The organism is Curtobacterium sp. VKM Ac-2865, assembly GCF_015350905.1.
Classification (GTDB): Bacteria; Actinomycetota; Actinomycetes; order Actinomycetales; family Microbacteriaceae; genus Curtobacterium.
Genome location: NZ_JADKRZ010000005.1, coordinates 225,917 through 242,943 on the forward strand (window position 1 = coordinate 225,917; position 17,027 = coordinate 242,943).

A 17,027-nucleotide genomic window follows, 5' to 3' on the forward strand; every position below is an offset into this window, starting at 1 on the left:
ATATCAGATTGTAGCTCATCCGAAGGACCCCGTGGCCTCCTACATCTTCGTCCAACCGCATCTCCGCTTCGGCGGCGCGGAACGCCAGACGGTCATCGTCGCCAACCGGCTCACCGAGAACGGCCACCGAGTCACCGTGGTCCTCCACTCCGGCGGCGGTGGGCTCGTCACGCTGCTGCGCCCGGACGTCTCCGTCCACGTCCTCGGGATCGAGAGCCATGCGGCAACCGTCGACGTCGCACGACGACTGCACGCGGTCCTCCGATCGCTGCCCCGATCGCTCGTCGTCGTGAAGCTCTGGTCGTCGATCCTCGCGTGCGCCATGATCGACCGGCGCCGATCCGTCGCCCACCACGTCTTCAACTACTGCGAAGACCTCGACCCGACCGACCACGCCGAGTACATCCGCTTCGGTCAGCTCAAACAGCGCCTGATCGGGTCGGTCTTCCGTGCTCGACCGGCCCTCACCGCCAACACGCACACGGTCGCCGACTCCATGACCGAGGTCTACGGTCTCGACCACCGACCCGCCGTCATCCCGAGCACCGTCGATCCGGTCGCGATCCGGTCGACCGCGGCGGCGAGCCCACGCGAACGTCACGATGCGTTCACCGTCGTGTCGGTGGGCAGCCTCATCCGACGCAAGGGACTGGACGTCACACTCGCAGCCCTCGAAGGCCTCGGCGTACGGGTGCACTGGCGCGTCGTCGGCGCCGGACCGCTCGCACAGGAACTGGCTCGTCACCACGACCCGAAGGGGCTCGTGACGGTGTCCGTCGAAGGTGCTCACGCTGAGCCGTACTCCTTCGTCGCAGCAGCCGACGTCCTCGTCCACAGCGCTCGGAGCGAGGCCTGGGGGATCGTCCTCCTCGAAGCGCTCGCGGTCGGGACCCCGGTCCTCGCGGCCGACGCCATCGGTCCGTCGGAGATGCAGGGGCTGCTCGGGGTGCGGAACGACCTCCTCGAACTCTTCGAGAACGGCTCCGTGTCCGATCTGCAAGCCCGTCTGCGCGCCCGACTGCACATGCCGCGGCCCCGTCTCGACGACTGCGACACCTACATCGAACCGGTGACGCTCGACCACGCCGTCGCTCTGTGGGAGCGGCGCGCACACGACCTCATGGAGTCTCCAGCATGAGCAAGATCCTCTTCGTCTGCAGCAGCGGTGGTCACCTCGACCAGCTGCTCGCGCTCCTGCCGGCACCCGACGGCACCGACGTCGCGATCGCGACGTTCATGAAGCCCGACGCCCTGGCCAAGGTCGCCGGTCACCGGACGTACGGCCTGCACTGGCCGACCAACCGGAGCGTCACCGCGCTCGTGCGGAACCTCGTGATCGCCGCCCGGACGTTGCGCCAGGAACGTCCGGACCTGATCGTCAGCAGCGGCGCAGCCGCAGCGGTCCCCTTCTTCTGGTTGGGCAAGGTGTTCTTCCAGACGCGCACCGTCTTCATCGAGTGCGTCGACCGGATCGACAACCCCACGCTCACGGCGAAGCTGGTCCGCCCGGTGACGGACCGCTTCATCGCACAGTGGGACGACCAGCTCGCGGGGTTCCCGCGGCGCGAACGCGTGGCGGTCAGCCGATGAAGGTCCTCCTCACCGTGGGGACGCACGAGCAGTCGTTCCAACGCCTGCTCGACGCCGCCCAGCAGACACTCCTCGTCCGACCCGACGACGAATGGGTCGTCCAGTACGGCGTCGGCTCGTGGAGCCTCCCCCTCCCGAGCGTCCGTGCTGCTGCGGACTACTTCGACGCCCCGAGCATGCAGGCACACCTCGCGTGGGCAGACGTGGTCGTCAGCCAGTGCAGCCCCGGCACCGTGTTCGGCGCACTCGCTGCGGGCGCGTGGCCCCTCGTCCTCGGACGGCAGATCGCGTACGACGAGCACGTCGACGACCACCAGGTCCTCTTCGCGCGGGAGCTGGACCGGGCTGGCCTCGCGCTCGACCTCAGGACTGCAGGACGACTCACCGACGCTCTCGCCGAGGAAGACCAGCAGGACAGCACCGACCGGCAGCGACGGTGCCGCCAGGCGGCCGACCGGTCAGCGGAGAACGCCACGCGGTTCCGGGCCGATGTCTGGCGCGTCCTCGGGAGCGTCGCATGACGCTCGCACCGCGGAAGTCCTTCATCCGACGCGCACCGGTCGCGGCGCTGGCCTTCGTCACGCAGCTCTGCCGTGCCGCGGGCCACTCCGTCCGGACGCGTCCGGTGACCGGGACCGCACCGGTCGTCGTGTCGCTCACGTCGCACGGCCGCCGACTCCGGTCGGTGTCGCTGGCGATCGAGTCCATCGTCAGCGGGAGCGTGCGGCCGCAGCGCCTCGTCCTCTGGGTCGACGACGAGGCCGAACGCGAGCGCGCCCTGCGCTCCCGTCCGCTCCGCCGGCTCATCGAGCGTGGACTCGAACTCCGGGTCGGCGAGCCGGTGGGTCCGCACGGCAAGTGGTGGCCGTACGTGCAGTCCGAAGCGCACCACACGCTCCCACTCGTCACGGCGGACGACGACATCCGGTACGGCCGTGCGTGGCTGCGGACACTGCTGGACGCCCACACCGCCGCTCCGGACACCATCCACTGTCATCGCGCCCATCGGATCGTCGTGGCAGCGGACTCGACCCCGGCTCCGTACATGACCTGGCCGCCCTGTCGGAGCACGACGCCGTCGCACGCGTCGTTCCTGACCGGCGTGTCCGGGGTCGTCTACCCGCCGGCACTCCTCGACGCACTGCGCGACGACGGTGACGGCTTCCGGCAGACCGCACCGCATGCTGACGACGTCTGGTTGACGGCGAGGGCGATCGCGCACGGCGTGCGCGTGGCACAGGTCGGCGCCACCCCCCGTCTCTGGCCGACGATCGTCGGCGGACAGCGGTCGGCGCTCTCCCGGAGCAACGGGACGGACGGGGGCAACGACGCGCAGATCGCGGCGACGTTGACGCCCGACCTGCTGCGGATCGTGCGCGACGAGACCACCCCGTGAGCGCCCGGCGGCCGATCGCGGCGAGCACGGTCCTGCTGGTCGTGGGGAACGTCTTCCCGCCCGCAGCGACGTTCGTCATGGCTCCGTTCCTGGCGCACTCGCTCGGTGTCGACGGTCGAGGCGAACTCGCCGCCGTGACGGCACCGTTCCTCCTCGCGCTGTCGATCGGCACGTTCGGCATACCCGACGCCGTGACCCAGACGATCGCCTCCGGCCGTCGCGTGGCACGCTCCGGGTGGTGGCTCGCCTGGTTGTTGCTCGCCTTCGGCGGGATCGCGGCCCTGGCTGCCGTTACGGTCGCAGCGCCGCTCATCGTGGGGGCCGACGCCGCCGACCTGACCACCCTCGTGACCGTCGCGACGGCCGCCACTGCTCCCGCGCTCTTCGTCGCGCTCCTCCGGGGCCGTGCGGCCGGTCGTCATGCGTGGGGCTTCGTGACCGCGGAACGGATCACCGCGGCCAGCGTCAAGATCGTCGGCACGCTGGTGCTGGCCGGCGTCGGTCGTCTCGACCTCCCCTCCGCCGTGGCCCTCATCGCGTTCTCCCCCGTCGTGGGCGGCGTCGTGTACCTGTTCATGCCGCCCGCGACCCCGCCGAGCGACACCGCGGCCGTCGTGCACGCGCGCTCGATGATGGGCTTCTCGCTCCGGAGCTGGCTCGGCTCCGCAGCTGGGGTGCTGCTCGTCCGTCTCGACCAGCTCCTGGTGCTCCCGCTGGCGAGCGCCGAGCAGCTGGGGCTCTACGCCGTGGCGGTGAACGTGGCTGAGGTCCCCGTGATCGTCACCAACGCGGTTCGCGAGGTGATGCTCTCCAGCGACGCGGCTGACGCGGACGACGTGCGCGTGCCCCGAGTCGCTCGGTCGGCGGCCGCGCTCGCGATCGCGATCGCGATGCCCCTCGGGGTCAGTGCGCCGTTCTGGGTCCCGGTCGTGTTCGGCGAGGCGTTCACCGCCGCAGTGCCGGTGATGGCCATCTCGATCGTCGCCGTCGTGATCGGCGTGCCTGGCTCGATCGCGGGGAGCACGCTGACAGCTCGTGGGCGCCCCGAGCTCCGCAGCATGAGCATCACGATCGGGTGCATCGTGAACGTGGTGGCCCTCCTGGTGCTCGTCCCGGTCCTGGGCGCGGTCGGCGCTGCCACGGCGGCGCTCATCGGCAACGTGCTCTCGAGCAACGGCAGCGTGCGCTGGGCCGCTCGCCTCACCGGTGCCCGGATGCGTGACTTCTACGCCGTCCGTCCCGCCGACGCGCGTCGCCTCGGCACCCTGGCCATCCGGCTCATCCGACCGACCCTGATGCGGAGTTGACCATGGAACTGCTCCGTCTGGCCGTCTGGGTGGTGGTCTGTCTCGTCGTCGTCACGACACAGCAGTCGCGGCCGGTGGTGGTCCTCGCCGCCGTCGTCGCGCTCCGCGTCCTCGTCCCGTCCACGGCCGGAGGGCTCCTCCTCGGGAACTGGGAGGGGAACGCTGCGCTCCACCCGGCGACGGTCCTGCTCGTCGTGTACTGCGTGTTCGGCCTCCGCGGGCGATGGAACAGCGTGGTCGCCGAGGTGGCACCGCGCCGCGGCTGGTACGCCGGTCTGGCCGTGGTCGCCTTCCTGCTCGTGGTGCAGGCCGTCGTCGGGAGCGGGCCGACGTCGCTCCTCGGGCTGACCAACGCCGTCCTCGCCCCGATGCTGCTCTGCTTCGTCGCGCGGACGAGCGAGCACGCCGTCCCCGGGACACTGCGCCGGCTGGCCGTGGTCTTCCTCGGGGTGATGCTCGTCGTCGCGGCCGTGGTCGTCGTCCAGGTCGTGCTGCGATCCGACCTGCCGTGGGGACTGATCGGCGGTCGGGGGACCTCCGGGATCGTCCAGTTCCGCCCCCGAGGGACGTTGGACAGTCCACTCGACCTCGGGTTCGCCGCAGCGGTCGCCATCCCGCTGACCTCGTTCATCCACCGTGCCCCGCTCCGACTGGTCGTCGCGCTGATGCTCCTGAGCACGGTCGTCCTCACGGCGTCACGGGTACCGACCGCCGTCGCGGTGCTGGGGACCGTCTGGGTGATCGCGCGCTCGACGCGGTCCTTCGTCGCGGTCCTGACGATCGTGCTCAGTGGTTGCGCAGCCGTGTTCGTGGTCCTGCGCACGTCGATGCTCAGCGGACTGGTCGAACGCGTCACGGGTGACGACGGCAGCTCGTCCTCGGCGCGTGGGGCGGCAGCGCAGTACATCGTCGAGCACATCTGGGACCACACGTTCATCGGAGGCGGGTGGGGTGCTGCCTGGCAGCTGAAGGGCGACGTCCTCCGCACGAGTCTCGAGAACTCCTTCGCGATCCTGGCCCTCGACCTCGGCCTGGTTCCGGTGGTCCTGTTCGTGCTCGTCCTGCTGCGTCCCGCGCTCGACGGATCTGCTCCGGTCGGTGCTCGTCTCGCCGTGGTGGTCGGCGTCTTCCTGGGGTTCTGCTACTCCGGGTTCGCGACGATGTCGGCCGCGTCGACCGTGCTCTGGCTCGCGCTGGCACTGTGCGGCCAGGCGCTGGTCAGTCGGACACCTGAGTCCGGCCCGCCGCAGCAGGCCGCGCCACGCCACGCCCGCTAGTCTCGACCCCGTGCGCTGGAGTCGAGTGAACTGGCCCTCGGTGGGCTACGTGTCCCTCGAGGACTTCGAGGGGCAGCCGGAGCACGTCGCACGGCTGCTCGAGGACGCCCCACCGCCCGTCGCAGCCCTCGCCACCGTGCGCTGGACCGACGCCCGGGTCGCGACCCTGCGCAGCGAAGCGGCACATCGGCACGCCTCCGAGGACGCGTCGGACGGCGCCGACGACACCGCGACCGACACGGCGGCGATCCCAGGGCACGGCCTGCCCGACCCGGTGGTCGTGCACGCCGAGGTCGTCGTCCGGAACGACGAGGTGCTCGACACCCCCGACGGGCTCTGGCGGCGCTGGAACCACGCGCGCGTCACCCTGCGCTTCGACGACGCCGTGATCGATCCGCCCGACGTCGACCCGGGTGCGGTGCTGGCCGGGGACGCCCACATCGCGCGCGGCGAGCTCGACCACGTGGCCGGCGAGGACGCCTGGGAACTCCGACTGCTCGTCTCCCCCGTCGGCGAGGTCGCGATCCGCTTCCGCGACGCCCAGGTCTCGGTGCGGAGCGTCGACGAGTCCGCGTACGACGTCCTCGGCGACCGCCCGACGCGCGGCTGGCACGGTCCGGTCCCGGACGGCTGGGTGGAGTGGGCGACCGAGGGGGTCCGTGCCGCGGCGTACGGCGACCTCGGCGGGCTGCACCTGGCTGACGACGCGAGCGACGTCGACGACGTCGACCCGCGCTGGGGCTTCGCCCCGCTGCACGCCGCCGCGTGGTTCGACCGGCCCGAGATGCTCGAGGAGCTCCTGCGGCGCGGGGCGACGCTCGCCCTGGTCGACTCCGAGGGCCGGACGCCGCTGACGCTGGCGATCGACCGCGACGCCCGGCGGGCCCTCCGCGTGCTGGTGGCGGCGGGCGCCGACCTGGAGGCCCGGGACAGCGACGGCAACACCCCGGTCGTCCGCGCTGCATGGGGTGGCCACGCGGAGGTCGTGCGGGCCCTCGCCGCAGCGGGTGCCGACGTCCGGGCACGGGGCTCGCGCGGCGTGACGCTGCTCATCGCGGCGGTCGACTCCGCGGACGTCGACACGGTCCGCGCGGTGCTCGCCCTGGACGTCGACCGTGCGGGCGTCGACCGCGATGCCGAGGACGACGAGGGCTCCACCGCGGCAGACCGCGCGGGACTCCTCCGCGACGACGCCATCGCCGCCCTGCTCGCCGGCGACGCCACCGCGTAGCGGCCCGACCGGACCCGGCAAGCGACACCGGGGCCGGCCACGGCCGGACCGAGCCGGCGCGACGGACGCGGCACGAGCCTCCCGTCAGACGGTCAGGGCGTTGGCGGACGCGACGCCGCCGTACCAGTGCGCCGACGGCTTCGGGGTGCGCACGAAGGTCTCCCGGTCCCACGACACGAGACCGAAGGTCGGCCGGAACCCGGAGGCCCACTCGTAGTTGTCGAGCAGCGACCAGTGCTGGTAGCCACGGACGTCGATGCCGTCCTCGATGCAGCGGTGGACGCCCTCGAGCGCGCCCTGCGTGTAGGCGATGCGGCGGGTGTCGTCCGCGGTGGCGATGCCGTTCTCGGTGACCATGACCGGCACGTGGCCAGACAGCTCCCAGGCGCTGCGGATACCGGCTGCGGCCGCCTCGGGCCAGAACTCCCAGCCGGTGAGCGTGGTCTCGACGTCGTCAGCGACGGGCAGCGGTCCGTCGGTGCCGATGAACGTGCGCGTGTAGGCCTGCACGCCGACGAAGTCGTCGCCGGCGGACTGCTCCAGGTACCAGTCGTCGCGCGGGTACCCGTACTCGCGGAGCATCTCGGCGGAGCCCGGCTGGTCGGACTCCTGGAACGCCTGGGTCGCGATGGTCCACCCGGACTGGAGGCCCGACACCTGTCCCAGGACCTCTCGCGATCGCTTGTGGCTGGCCAGCAGGGCGTCGGCCACCTGCAGGTCCGGGTTCGGCAGGCCGAAGGCCACCAGGTTCGCTGCGTCCTCGCCGCCGGCGAGCATCGCGGCGATGTTCGGTTCGTTGATCGTGCAGACGTAGCGGACGCCGTCCTGCACGACGGGGAGCGCGGCCTCGGTGTAGCGGGCGAACAGGTCGGCGGCGTCCGGGGCGCGCCAGAAGCCGTCGCGTTCGAACCAGCGCGGCACGGTGAAGTGCATGAGGGTGACGATCGGCTCGATGCCGAACTCGTGGCAGGCCTCGACCATGCGGCGGTAGTGGTCGACCTCGGCGCGGCTGACGAACCCGCGCTCGGGCTCGATGCGGGACCACTCGATGCTGAACCGGTAGGAGTTCAGCCCGAGGTCGGCGGCGATCCGGATGTCCTCGCGGTAGCGGTGGTAGCTGTCGGCCGCGTCGCCGGAGGGCTCGACGATCGTGGTGTCCGGTTCGTGCTCGTGCACCCACCAGTTGCTGTTGACGTTGTTGCCCTCGATCTGGTGGGCGGCCGTGGCGGCGCCCCAGAGGAAGCCGTCGGGGAAGTGCAGCGAAGTGATGATGGTGCCTTTCAGTGGGCGGACGAGTCAGTGCTTGCTCAAGAACCGGTCGAAGACCTCGACGGTCCCCTGCGGGTTCTCGATCTGGGGGCCGTGCCAGCTCTCCGGGATCACGACGTACTCGGCGCCGGTGTCCTCGGCCATGGTCCGCTGCCACGGGATCGGCCAGGCGGTGTCCCACTCCCCGTGCGTGACGAGGACGGGCAGCCCGGTGGCGCGGAGTTCGGCGGAGCTGTCGGTGTGGTCCTCGAGGATGTGTCCGCCGGCGACGACGCTCAACGGGCTCGTGGCGTCGAAGCGCTCGCGGACCATGCGGACGTCGTCGGGGAGCTCCTCGTCGGGGCGGGAGGCCCAGAGCGGGTTCGTCGAGTCGAACAGCTGGCGGAGGTTGCCGGCGGTGTCGTGCAGGATCGTCAGCTCGGTGACCTTGCGGTAGGGCCAGCCGTACGGCCCGGAGCAGAACTGCACGACGTCGCGGAAGGCGCTCGGGTCCTGGATCGCGGCGGCGCGGACGATGACCCCGCCGAGTGAGTGGCCGACCAGGTGCACGGGGGCGCCGTCGTCGAGCAGTCGGGCGACCCGGACGACGTCGGCGGCCTCTTCCTCGAGCGTGTGGTCCCGGGGCTCCGTCGGCGCCGCCGAGTCGGCCTGGCCACGGCGGCTGATGGCGACCGCGGTCCAGCCGGCGTCACGGAGCAGGGGCATGAAGGTGCGCCAGTCCTCCTTCGACCCGGTGTACCCGGGGACGACGAGCACGACGCCCTTCGACGGCCCCGACGGGACGACGCGGTAGGCGGTGAGCCGGCCGACGGGTAGGTCGATGCCGACGACGTCGACGCCCTCGGGCGTGGGCAGGTGGCCGAACGGCGGGACGGTGGGGAACGCGTGCAGGTTCGTCATGAGGCCAGTCTGCGACGGGGGTTGGGCACGGCGTCCAGCAGCGCGACCGTGTAGTCGTCCTGCGGGTGCTGCAGCACGTCGGCCGTGCGACCCCGCTCGACCACCGCGCCGTCGTGGAGCACCATGATGTCGTCGGTGATGAGCCGGGCGCTCAACAGGTCGTGCGTGATGTAGAGGAGCGAGACGCCCCACTGCTCGCGCAGGTCCTCGAGGAGCGCGAGCACCCCGGCGCGGAGCGTCACGTCGAGCATCGAGACCGGCTCGTCGGCGATGATGACCTGCGGGTCACTGGCGAGCGCCCGGGCGATCACCACGCGCTGCCGCTGCCCGCCGGAGAGCTGGTGCGGGAGCTTCTGCGCGAACTGCTCCACCGGCGTCAGGCCCACCGTCTCGAGGAGTTCGAGCACGCGGCGCCGGGCCTCGCGCCCGCGGAGCCCGGTGTAGTTCACGACCGGACGGGTGAGCGTGTACTCGACCGTGTGCAGCGGGTTGAGCGCCGAGTACGGGTCCTGGAACACCATCTGCACCTCGGAGCGCAGGTCGCGCATGCCCCGGCGCCCGAGCTTCGCCACGTCGAGGTCGCCGAACCGGACGGTGCCCGAGCTCGGCTTCTCGACGCCGGTGAGCAGCTTCGCGATGGTCGACTTGCCTGAGCCCGACTGGCCGACGAGCGCGAGGGACTGCCCCGGCTCGAGCGTGAACGACACGTCGCGGACGGCCTGCACCGGCTGCTCGCCACGACGAGGTGCTGGGTAGGTCTTGACGAGGTGGTCGACGACGATCGGGTTCCTCGCCGCACTGCGTTCGCGGGAGCCGACCGTGGCGTGGGAGGTGGTGGCCTCCTGCCGCTTCTCGCCGTGTTCCGCACGGAGCGAGCGGTCCGGGAAGCCCGGCAGCGACACGACCGAAGCGCGGGGGTCGGCGTAGTGCGACAGGAGCATCTGCGTGTACGGGTCCTGCGGGGCACGGAGCACCTCGCGCGAACCGCCGTCCTCGACGATCCGGCCCTCGTGCATGACGAGGACGCGCTCGGTGGCCTCGAGCACGATGCCGAGGTCGTGGCTGATGAGCACCGCCGTGAAGCCCTCGGCGCGCTGCAGCTCGATGATCGTGTCCATCACCGCGTGCTGCACGAGGACGTCGAGCGCCGTGGTCGGCTCGTCGAACACCATGAGCTGCGGCTCGAGGGACAGCGCGAGGGCGATCGACACGCGCTGCCGCATGCCGCCGGACAGCTCGCCCGGGAACCGCGCCAGCATCGAGTCGGGCAGCTTCACCTTGCCGACGAGCTCCCGCATCCGGCTGTCCCACCGCTCACGCGGTACGTGGCCGTGCGCCTTGAAGACGTCGATGAAGTGGTTGCGGATCGTCCGCACCGGGTTGAGCGCGTTCATGCCCGACTGCAGCACCATCGCGAAGCCGCCCTGGCGCTGCTGGCGGAGCTCCTCGTCGCCGAGGTCGCGGATGTCCTTCCCCGCGAACACGATGCTGCCGCCGTTCGTCCGCGCCGGCGGCTTCTGCAGCCGGGTCAGCGCGTAGCCGAGCGTCGACTTGCCGGACCCGGACTCGCCGACCAGGCCGACGAACTCGCCCTTCCGCAGGGAGAACGACACGTGGTCGACCGCCTGGACGGCGGTCTGCCCCGACGACTCGTAGACGACCGACAGGTCGCGGACGTCCAGCAGGACGTCATCAGCGGTGGATCCGCCGGACGGGAGGCTCGTGGCGGCGCCGGTGGGGGCCTCCAGTCCGGTGGTGGGGACGGGACGTGCGCCGCTCATGCGGTCTTCTCCTTACGGGGCCGCGCGCCCTCGCGCAGCCGCGGGTTGGACACGGCGTCGACGCCGAAGTTGATCAGGGTGAGGCTCATCGCGAGGAGGGCGATGCAGAGGCCGGGGGCGAACAGCAGGATCCACTGGCCGGTGAGCAGCGCATTCGAGTTCTGCGCCCAGTAGAGGATCGTGCCCCAGCTGACGATCGAGGAGTCGCCGAGCCCGAGGAACTCCAGGCCGGCCTCGGCCAGGATCGCGCTCGTGGCGGCGCCGAAGAAGCTGCCGACGATGAGGCTCGTCATGTTCGGCAGGATCTCGCGGAAGACGATGCGGGTGGCACCCTCGCCGGAGAACTGCGCGGCCGTCACGAAGTCGCGACCGCGGAGGGACTGCGTCTGGCTGCGCAGGACACGAGCACCCCAGGCCCAGCCGGTGACCACGATCACCGCGATGATGACCGCGATGCCGCCGTTCTGCAGGTAGGCCGCGATGACGATCATGAGCGGCAGTCCCGGGATCACCAGGAACAGGTTCACGATGAAGCCGATGACCTCGGCGACCCAGCCGCGGACGTAGCCCCAGCTGAGGCCGATCGCGACGGCGACGAGCGTGGACAGGATGCCCGCGACCGCGCCGACCATCACCGAGATGCGGGCGCCGTAGATCAGTTGCGAGAGGACGTCCTCGCCGGCGGCGGTGGTGCCCATCCAGTGCGCCCAGCTGGCGTCCTCGCTGCGTGGGAAGCCGTTCTGGCTGGCGCCGTACGGGGCGAGGAGGGGTGCCGCGATCGCCACGACGACGAAGACCGCGAGGATGACGATGCCGATCCGGGCCTTGGTGTTCGACCAGACGACGCCGAACTGGCGGGCGGCGCTCTTCCACCTGGATGGGGCCTGCTGGTCGGGTGCGTCCTGGGTGCGGACTGCGACGGTTGCGTTGTTGGTCATCGGCGCGTCCTCGGGTCCAGGACGCCGTAGAGGACGTCCACGATGAAGTTGGCGATGAGCACCGACACGGTGATCATCAGGAAGAGCGCCTGCATGAGCGGGTAGTCCTGCCCGATGACGGCGTTGAACAGCAGGTAGCCGATGCCCGGGTAGCCGAACACCTGCTCGACGAGCACCGAGCCGCCGACCACACCGCCGAGGGCCAGACCGAAGCCGGTCAGGTTCGGCAGGATCGCGTTGCGGGCGGCGTAGCGGATGGCGACGGTGCGACCGCGCAGGCCGTTCGCCTCGGCGAAGGTCACGTAGTCGTCGCCGAGCGTGTTGATCATCGCGTTGCGCATGCCGATGATCCAGCCGCCGAGGCTCGTCACGAGGATCGTCACCGCCGGCAGGACCGCGTGCTGCAGGGCGTCGCCGGTGAACGCGAGGTTCAGCCCGGGGGTGGTCGTCGCCGAGTACGCGCCGGTGGTCGGGAACCAGTGCAGGACGTAGCCGAGGAAGAACAGCAGGAGCAGCGCCGTCCAGAAGTACGGGAACGTCGACATGAACGACCCCGACAGCGTGGGGAGCGAGTCGAGCCAGGTCCCCCGCTTCCAGGCCGCCGCGATGCCGATCAGGGTGCCGAGGACGAACGCCAGGATCGTCACGACCCCGACCAGGACGAGCGTGTACGGCAGGGCCTTGCCGACGAGGTCGCCGACGGGCTGCGGGTAGAACGTGTAGCTCGTGCCGAAGTCGAGGGTGACGACCTGGTGCAGGTAGCTGCCGTACTGGGCCCAGAGGCTGCCGGTCGGGACGCCGAGCTGGGCCTCGATGGCCTTCTTGGTGGCGTCGGTGACGGGGCCGTTCTGGCTGAGCTTCGCGAGGGCTGCGTCGCTCGGGCTGCCCGGCATGAGGCGCGGGAGCACGAAGTTCAGCGTGACCGCGGCCCAGAGGGTCAGGACGAAGAGGACGAGTTTCTGGAGGATGTACTTCACTTCTGGTCCCCCTGCTGGTCCAGGATCTCCCGGCCGGCGGCGCTGTCGCGCAGCCGCAGCTTCGTGAAGATGAGCAGCGGTGCCGAGTCGTAGTTCTGCGGTGCCATGTACGGGTCCTTCGCGCTCGGCCAGCCGACGAACTTGCCGGTGTTGAACAGCCCCCAGAGGCCGCCGTGGTACATGCCGATGACGGGGAGCTGGTCGTAGACGATGGTCTGCAGCTGGTCGAGGATCGCCTGCTGCTCGGCCGGGTCGGTCGTGCCCCGGTACGCGTCGAGCAGGCGCTGCGTGGCCGGGTCCCGGTAGCGCTCGTAGTTGTTCACGGTCGACTTGCCGACGGGCTGGTAGAAGTCGGTCGACATCAGCGAGTTGAAGGCCTGGTAGACGTCGCCGTTGCCCATGCCACCCATCGCCATCTCGAAGGTGCCGTTGTTGATCGCCTGCTGGTAGCCCGCGGGCTGCGGGGCGCTGATCGACACCTTCACGCCGATGGCCGTCAGGTTCCGGCGGACCTCCTGCGCGGCGCGGAGCCAGTCGGCGTAGCCGTTCGCGGTGGTGATGGTGATCTCGAGCTGCTTGCCGTCCTTGACGATCTTCCCGCCCTGCTCGACCCACCCGGACTTCGCGAACGACGCCTTCGCCGCGGCGACGTCCTGTGTGACCATGCCCTTGTCGGGGATGTCCGGGTTCGCGTACCGCTCCTGGTTCGGCAGGATCAGGCCGGTCTGGGCCGCCGCGGTGAGGTTGCCCTCGGTCGCGGTCTCGGCGATGTCGTCGCGGTCGAGGGCGAGGGAGATGCCTCGGCGGACGTTGACGTCGTCGTACGGGGCCTTCGTCAGGTTCGGGATGAGGCCGATGACGCCGCCCGGCGGGAACCAGTACGTGTTCGTGTCCGATGCGGCACCCCACGTGCCCTTGACGTCGGAGATGAACGAGTACGCCCAGTCGTAGCCGCGGGTGACGGTGTCGAGCTGCGTGTTCGTCGCCGGCAGCACGAGGTGCTTGATGGCGATCGTGTCCGCCTGCCAGTACCGCGGGTTCTTGTCCATCGAGTACTGCTGGTCGGAGTAGTTGCCGAGGACGAACGGCCCCGTACCGACCGGGTTCGGGTCACGCCACGTCGTCGGGTCCTTGACCTTGCCCCAGTGGTGCTCGCCGAGGATGTAGGTCTGGCCGATGATCGTCAGGCTCGGGACGTCGTCGGACTTCAGGTGGAAGACGACGTGGTCGCCGCGCTGCTCGATGGTGTCGATGTGCTGCCAGGCACCCTTGACGTCCATCGCGGGGAACTGCTTGAGCAGCTCGAACGTGAAGACGACGTCGCGCGCGGTGAAGGGCGTGCCGTCGGACCACTCGACGCCGCTGCGGATCGTCATGTCGATCGTCCGGGCGTCCGGCTGCTCCCACGAGCTCGCGAGCCAGGGGTTCCGCTTGCCGTCGAGGGGGTTCACCTCGATGAGGGGCTCGTACATCCACTTCGACGCCGTGCGGGCGTTCGTGATGTACGGGTTGAAGTTGCGGTCGAACAGCGGGTTGCCGTGGTCGGCGTTGATGAGCATCGTGTCCTTGCCGATGCTCGGGTCCGGCTCGGACCGGACCTGGATGCTGCAGCCGGTCGCCGCGAGGGCCACGACCGCGATGCCGGCGAGGGCTGCGGCGAGGCGTCCGGGCCTGCCGTGCCTGGTGCGCCGGGTGCGCGGGGCGCGCGGGGCGCGCGGGGCGCGCGGGGCGCGCTGTGCGGTGCGCTGTGGGGGAAGCGTCATTGCTCGGTCGACCTCCGTGTCGAGTGGGTGCGAGGGTCAATGTATGCGCTTACATCGCGGCGCGCAAGTCGCGGCGCGGGTGGGCGGCGCGGGTCAGCGGCGCGTGGGTCGGTGGCGCGTGGTGCGAGGTTGATCACCCCGTGCGGGGCTGCGAGCGCGCACCAGGTGTGCAACCTCGCACCGGGCGGGAGGTCACGCACGGTGCGAGTACCGGGCACCCTCGCACGGGGCGGGAGACCATGCACGGTGCGAGCACCCGCGCTACATCGTCGGCGGACAGCTCTCACGCAGGAGCACCTCGACGGGGAGCCGGACGGCACGCGGCGGCCCCTCGCGGCGCTCCAGCCGGTCGACGATCGCGACGACCGCGGCACGCCCGAGCTCCCCCATCGGCTGGTGCACGGTGGTGAGCCTCGGCGCGGAGAACCGACCGGCGTCGATGCCGTCGAAGCCCGTCACGACGATGTCCTCGGGCACCCGGAGCCCCGCGGCGAGCACGGCGTCGAGCACCCCCAGGGCGGACTGGTCGTTCGAGCAGACGATGGCCCGCGGCGGCGTGTCCGCCAGCAGCGCGACGGCCAGCTCCCGCGCCCGCGCCCGTCCGAAGTCGCCGTGCACGGTGCGGACGGAGCGGGGCTCGACCCCGTGGTCGTCGAGCGCCTGGCGGAACCCGGCCGAGCGCTCCATGTCGTCCGGGGAGTCGATCGGACCGGCGACGTAGGCGATCGACCGGATGCCGAGCCGCCCGATCACGTGTGCGGCCAGCGTGCGCATGCCCGCGGCGTTGTCGACGCTGACGGAGTCGAACCCGTGCGACCGCCGGTCGTCCGCCAGCACCACCACGGGGACCCGGCGGGCGACGTGCTCGAGCAGCTCGTCCGGCACGGTCTGCGCCAGCACCGCGAGGCCGTCGACGCGCCCGGCGACGTCGTTGACGATGACGTCGCGCGAGGGACCGCGCCCGGCAGCGACCATGAGGGCGAGGCCGCGCTGCCAGGCCTCGGTCTCGGCGCCGCGGAGCACCTCGTCGAAGTACAGGTTGGACGCGAACGGCTGCGTCACGTGCCGGCGGTCGTCGACGACGCGGACCCCGCCGTCCGTCACGAGCCCTGGCCGCTCGTCCGGCACCACGTCGAACCCGGGCAGCAGCAGCCCGATCACTCCGGTCCGCTTGCCCGCGAGTGCCCGGGCGTTCCCCGACGGTACGTAGCCGAGGTGCCGGATGGCGGCCCGCACGCGGTCGCGCGTGCCCTCGCGGACGGCGTCGGGCGTGCGGAGGACCCGGGAGACGGTGGCGATGGACACCCCGGAGGCGGCGGCGACGTCGTAGACCGTGGGAGGTGCGGTGCGCTGCTCGGCCAACCCGGCCCTCCCGTCCGTCCGCTGATGCGCGCCGGAGGCGAGCCGCCCCGACCGCGGCCCATCCTAGGGAACCCGTCCCGACACACTTCTCCACAGTCCTGCTCCGGCCCTTGCGTCCGAGGTCCGCAGCGGATCACACTGGGGCGACCTCAGTACGTCCCGTGAGGAAGCGTAACCAGCGGGCGGTGCCCGCATCGACGCGGGCCGAGCCCGCCTACGGGAAGGACACACGAGATGTCACAGTCGACGCAGTCAGGACGCCGCGACGCGGTCAGGATCAGCCTGGACGAAGCCGAGGTGCGTGAAGCACTCCTCGAACGGACGCACGAACCGCGGGACGGCGCAGCCGCCTTCTCGCAGGTCGACGGCGCGGACGGGCTCACGCGCATCGAGTGAGCCGGGCCGCGGCCGGATCAGGACGCGGCACAGCCAGGAGGCCCGGCTCGCCCCCGCAGGGCGGGTCGGGTCTCGCGCGCGGTCGCGTCCGGACCACGGCCCGCGCTGGCCGGGGTCAGTGCGTGGTCGTCGTCCGGTCGGTCGCGCCGATGATCGTCATGCCAGCTCCGCGCAGTCGTCGGCGCTCCTGCGCGATCCAGGCGATCAGGCGGTCGTTCGTCCCGGCGACGTGCGCCGCGAGCAGGTCGGCCGCACGGTCGGCGTCCCCGGCCTGCACGGCATCGAGGACGGCGCTGTGCTCGTCCCATGCGGCGTCGCGGGCCTCGGGCGTACGGACCTCGATCCAGCGGGTGCGTTCGAGCCGGGTGAGGGCGTCGCCGATGGCGTCCGTGACGAACCGGTTGCCGCCGAGCGCCGCCAGGTCGAGGTGGAACGTCGAGCCCATCCGGATGCCGGCCTGCTGGTCGGGCGTGGGACGGAGGGCGTCGAGGTGCGCCCGGACCTCGGCGAGCGCTGCGGCGTCGGCCCGTTCGACCGCGAACCGGACGGCAGCGGGCTCGAGCACGCCGCGCAGTTCGGCGAGCGAGGCGATCTCGTCGAGGTCGATCGGGGTGACCGTCCACGAGCGGCCCTCGTGCAGGATGAGTCCCTCGCGCTCGAGCCGCGACAGGGCAGCGCGGACGGGGGTGCGCGACGCGTGGAACCGGGCTTCGAGCCCGCGCTCGGAGATGCGTTCCCCCGGGGCGATCTCGAGCGTCAGGATCGCGGCGCGCAGGTTGTCGTAGAGCTGGGCCGTCTGCGACACGGGCGTTGCGTCGGTCGGTTCGGTCACGACGGACC

Annotated in this window: 16 protein-coding genes; 8 read left to right on the forward strand and 8 right to left on the reverse strand. The window is 71.3% G+C overall.

The annotated features are described in order from the left end of the window. Window positions 1-31 precede the first annotated feature (31 nt). Genes ITJ54_RS13600 through ITJ54_RS18350 form a run of 7 tightly spaced genes read left to right on the forward strand, consistent with a single transcriptional unit; the run spans window position 32 to window position 6,801 of the window. Window positions 32-1,138: a glycosyltransferase gene (locus tag ITJ54_RS13600; RefSeq protein ID WP_194629111.1), complete on the forward strand. Its 1,107-nt coding sequence runs from the start codon at window positions 32-34 to the stop codon at window positions 1,136-1,138. Beyond that, entirely contained in the window at window positions 1,135-1,590 is a 456-nt protein-coding gene (locus tag ITJ54_RS13605; protein WP_194629113.1) for a polysaccharide biosynthesis protein, read from the forward strand. Before ITJ54_RS13600 ends, ITJ54_RS13605 begins: the two co-directional genes overlap by 4 nt. Further along, window positions 1,587-2,111, forward strand: coding sequence for a glycosyltransferase (locus tag ITJ54_RS13610; protein WP_194629115.1), 525 nt, complete (start codon window positions 1,587-1,589; stop codon window positions 2,109-2,111). Before ITJ54_RS13605 ends, ITJ54_RS13610 begins: the two co-directional genes overlap by 4 nt. Beyond that, entirely contained in the window at window positions 2,108-2,986 is an 879-nt protein-coding gene (locus tag ITJ54_RS13615) for a hypothetical protein (protein WP_194629117.1), read from the forward strand. The genes ITJ54_RS13610 and ITJ54_RS13615 overlap by 4 nt, the downstream gene beginning before the upstream one ends. After that, window positions 2,983-4,293 (forward strand): lipopolysaccharide biosynthesis protein, encoded by a 1,311-nt coding sequence (locus ITJ54_RS13620; protein ID WP_194629119.1) that lies wholly within the window; start codon window positions 2,983-2,985, stop codon window positions 4,291-4,293. Before ITJ54_RS13615 ends, ITJ54_RS13620 begins: the two co-directional genes overlap by 4 nt. 2 nt (window positions 4,294-4,295) lie before the next feature. Further along, on the forward strand, window positions 4,296-5,570 hold the full coding sequence (locus ITJ54_RS13625) for a hypothetical protein (RefSeq protein ID WP_194629122.1): 1,275 nt from the start codon (window positions 4,296-4,298) through the stop codon (window positions 5,568-5,570). Between the two features lie 10 nt (window positions 5,571-5,580). Then, window positions 5,581-6,801: an ankyrin repeat domain-containing protein gene (locus ITJ54_RS18350; protein ID WP_194629124.1), complete on the forward strand. Its 1,221-nt coding sequence runs from the start codon at window positions 5,581-5,583 to the stop codon at window positions 6,799-6,801. Between the two features lie 84 nt (window positions 6,802-6,885). On the opposite strand, the gene ITJ54_RS13635 is transcribed toward ITJ54_RS18350, so the two are convergent. The 7 genes from ITJ54_RS13635 to ITJ54_RS13665 form a co-directional block, all read right to left on the reverse strand. After that, window positions 6,886-8,061: a glycoside hydrolase family 1 protein gene (locus ITJ54_RS13635; RefSeq protein WP_228509457.1), complete on the reverse strand. Its 1,176-nt coding sequence runs from the start codon at window positions 8,059-8,061 to the stop codon at window positions 6,886-6,888. A gap of 36 nt (window positions 8,062-8,097) precedes the next feature. Then, window positions 8,098-8,970, reverse strand: a complete 873-nt coding sequence (locus ITJ54_RS13640; protein WP_194629126.1) for an alpha/beta fold hydrolase — start codon at window positions 8,968-8,970, stop codon at window positions 8,098-8,100. Next, window positions 8,967-10,751 (reverse strand): ABC transporter ATP-binding protein, encoded by a 1,785-nt coding sequence (locus ITJ54_RS13645; protein ID WP_228509412.1) that lies wholly within the window; start codon window positions 10,749-10,751, stop codon window positions 8,967-8,969. Before ITJ54_RS13645 ends, ITJ54_RS13640 begins: the two co-directional genes overlap by 4 nt. Then, complete coding sequence (locus ITJ54_RS13650; RefSeq protein ID WP_194629128.1) at window positions 10,748-11,689, reverse strand: ABC transporter permease; 942 nt, start codon at window positions 11,687-11,689, stop codon at window positions 10,748-10,750. The genes ITJ54_RS13645 and ITJ54_RS13650 overlap by 4 nt, the downstream gene beginning before the upstream one ends. Continuing rightward, the gene (locus ITJ54_RS13655) at window positions 11,686-12,666 is read right to left on the reverse strand and encodes an ABC transporter permease (RefSeq protein WP_194629130.1); all 981 of its coding nucleotides are present in this window, start codon (window positions 12,664-12,666) and stop codon (window positions 11,686-11,688) included. Before ITJ54_RS13655 ends, ITJ54_RS13650 begins: the two co-directional genes overlap by 4 nt. After that, entirely contained in the window at window positions 12,663-14,429 is a 1,767-nt protein-coding gene (locus ITJ54_RS13660) for an ABC transporter substrate-binding protein (RefSeq protein ID WP_228509413.1), read from the reverse strand. Before ITJ54_RS13660 ends, ITJ54_RS13655 begins: the two co-directional genes overlap by 4 nt. A gap of 261 nt (window positions 14,430-14,690) precedes the next feature. Then, entirely contained in the window at window positions 14,691-15,791 is a 1,101-nt protein-coding gene (locus ITJ54_RS13665) for a LacI family DNA-binding transcriptional regulator (protein WP_194629132.1), read from the reverse strand. Between the two features lie 234 nt (window positions 15,792-16,025). Here ITJ54_RS13665 and ITJ54_RS13670 point away from each other — a divergent pair, with 234 nt between their 5' ends. Beyond that, window positions 16,026-16,187, forward strand: coding sequence for a hypothetical protein (locus ITJ54_RS13670; RefSeq protein ID WP_194629133.1), 162 nt, complete (start codon window positions 16,026-16,028; stop codon window positions 16,185-16,187). A gap of 115 nt (window positions 16,188-16,302) precedes the next feature. On the opposite strand, the gene ITJ54_RS13675 is transcribed toward ITJ54_RS13670, so the two are convergent. Continuing rightward, window positions 16,303-17,019: a GntR family transcriptional regulator gene (locus ITJ54_RS13675; RefSeq protein ID WP_194629135.1), complete on the reverse strand. Its 717-nt coding sequence runs from the start codon at window positions 17,017-17,019 to the stop codon at window positions 16,303-16,305. Window positions 17,020-17,027 lie beyond the last annotated feature (8 nt).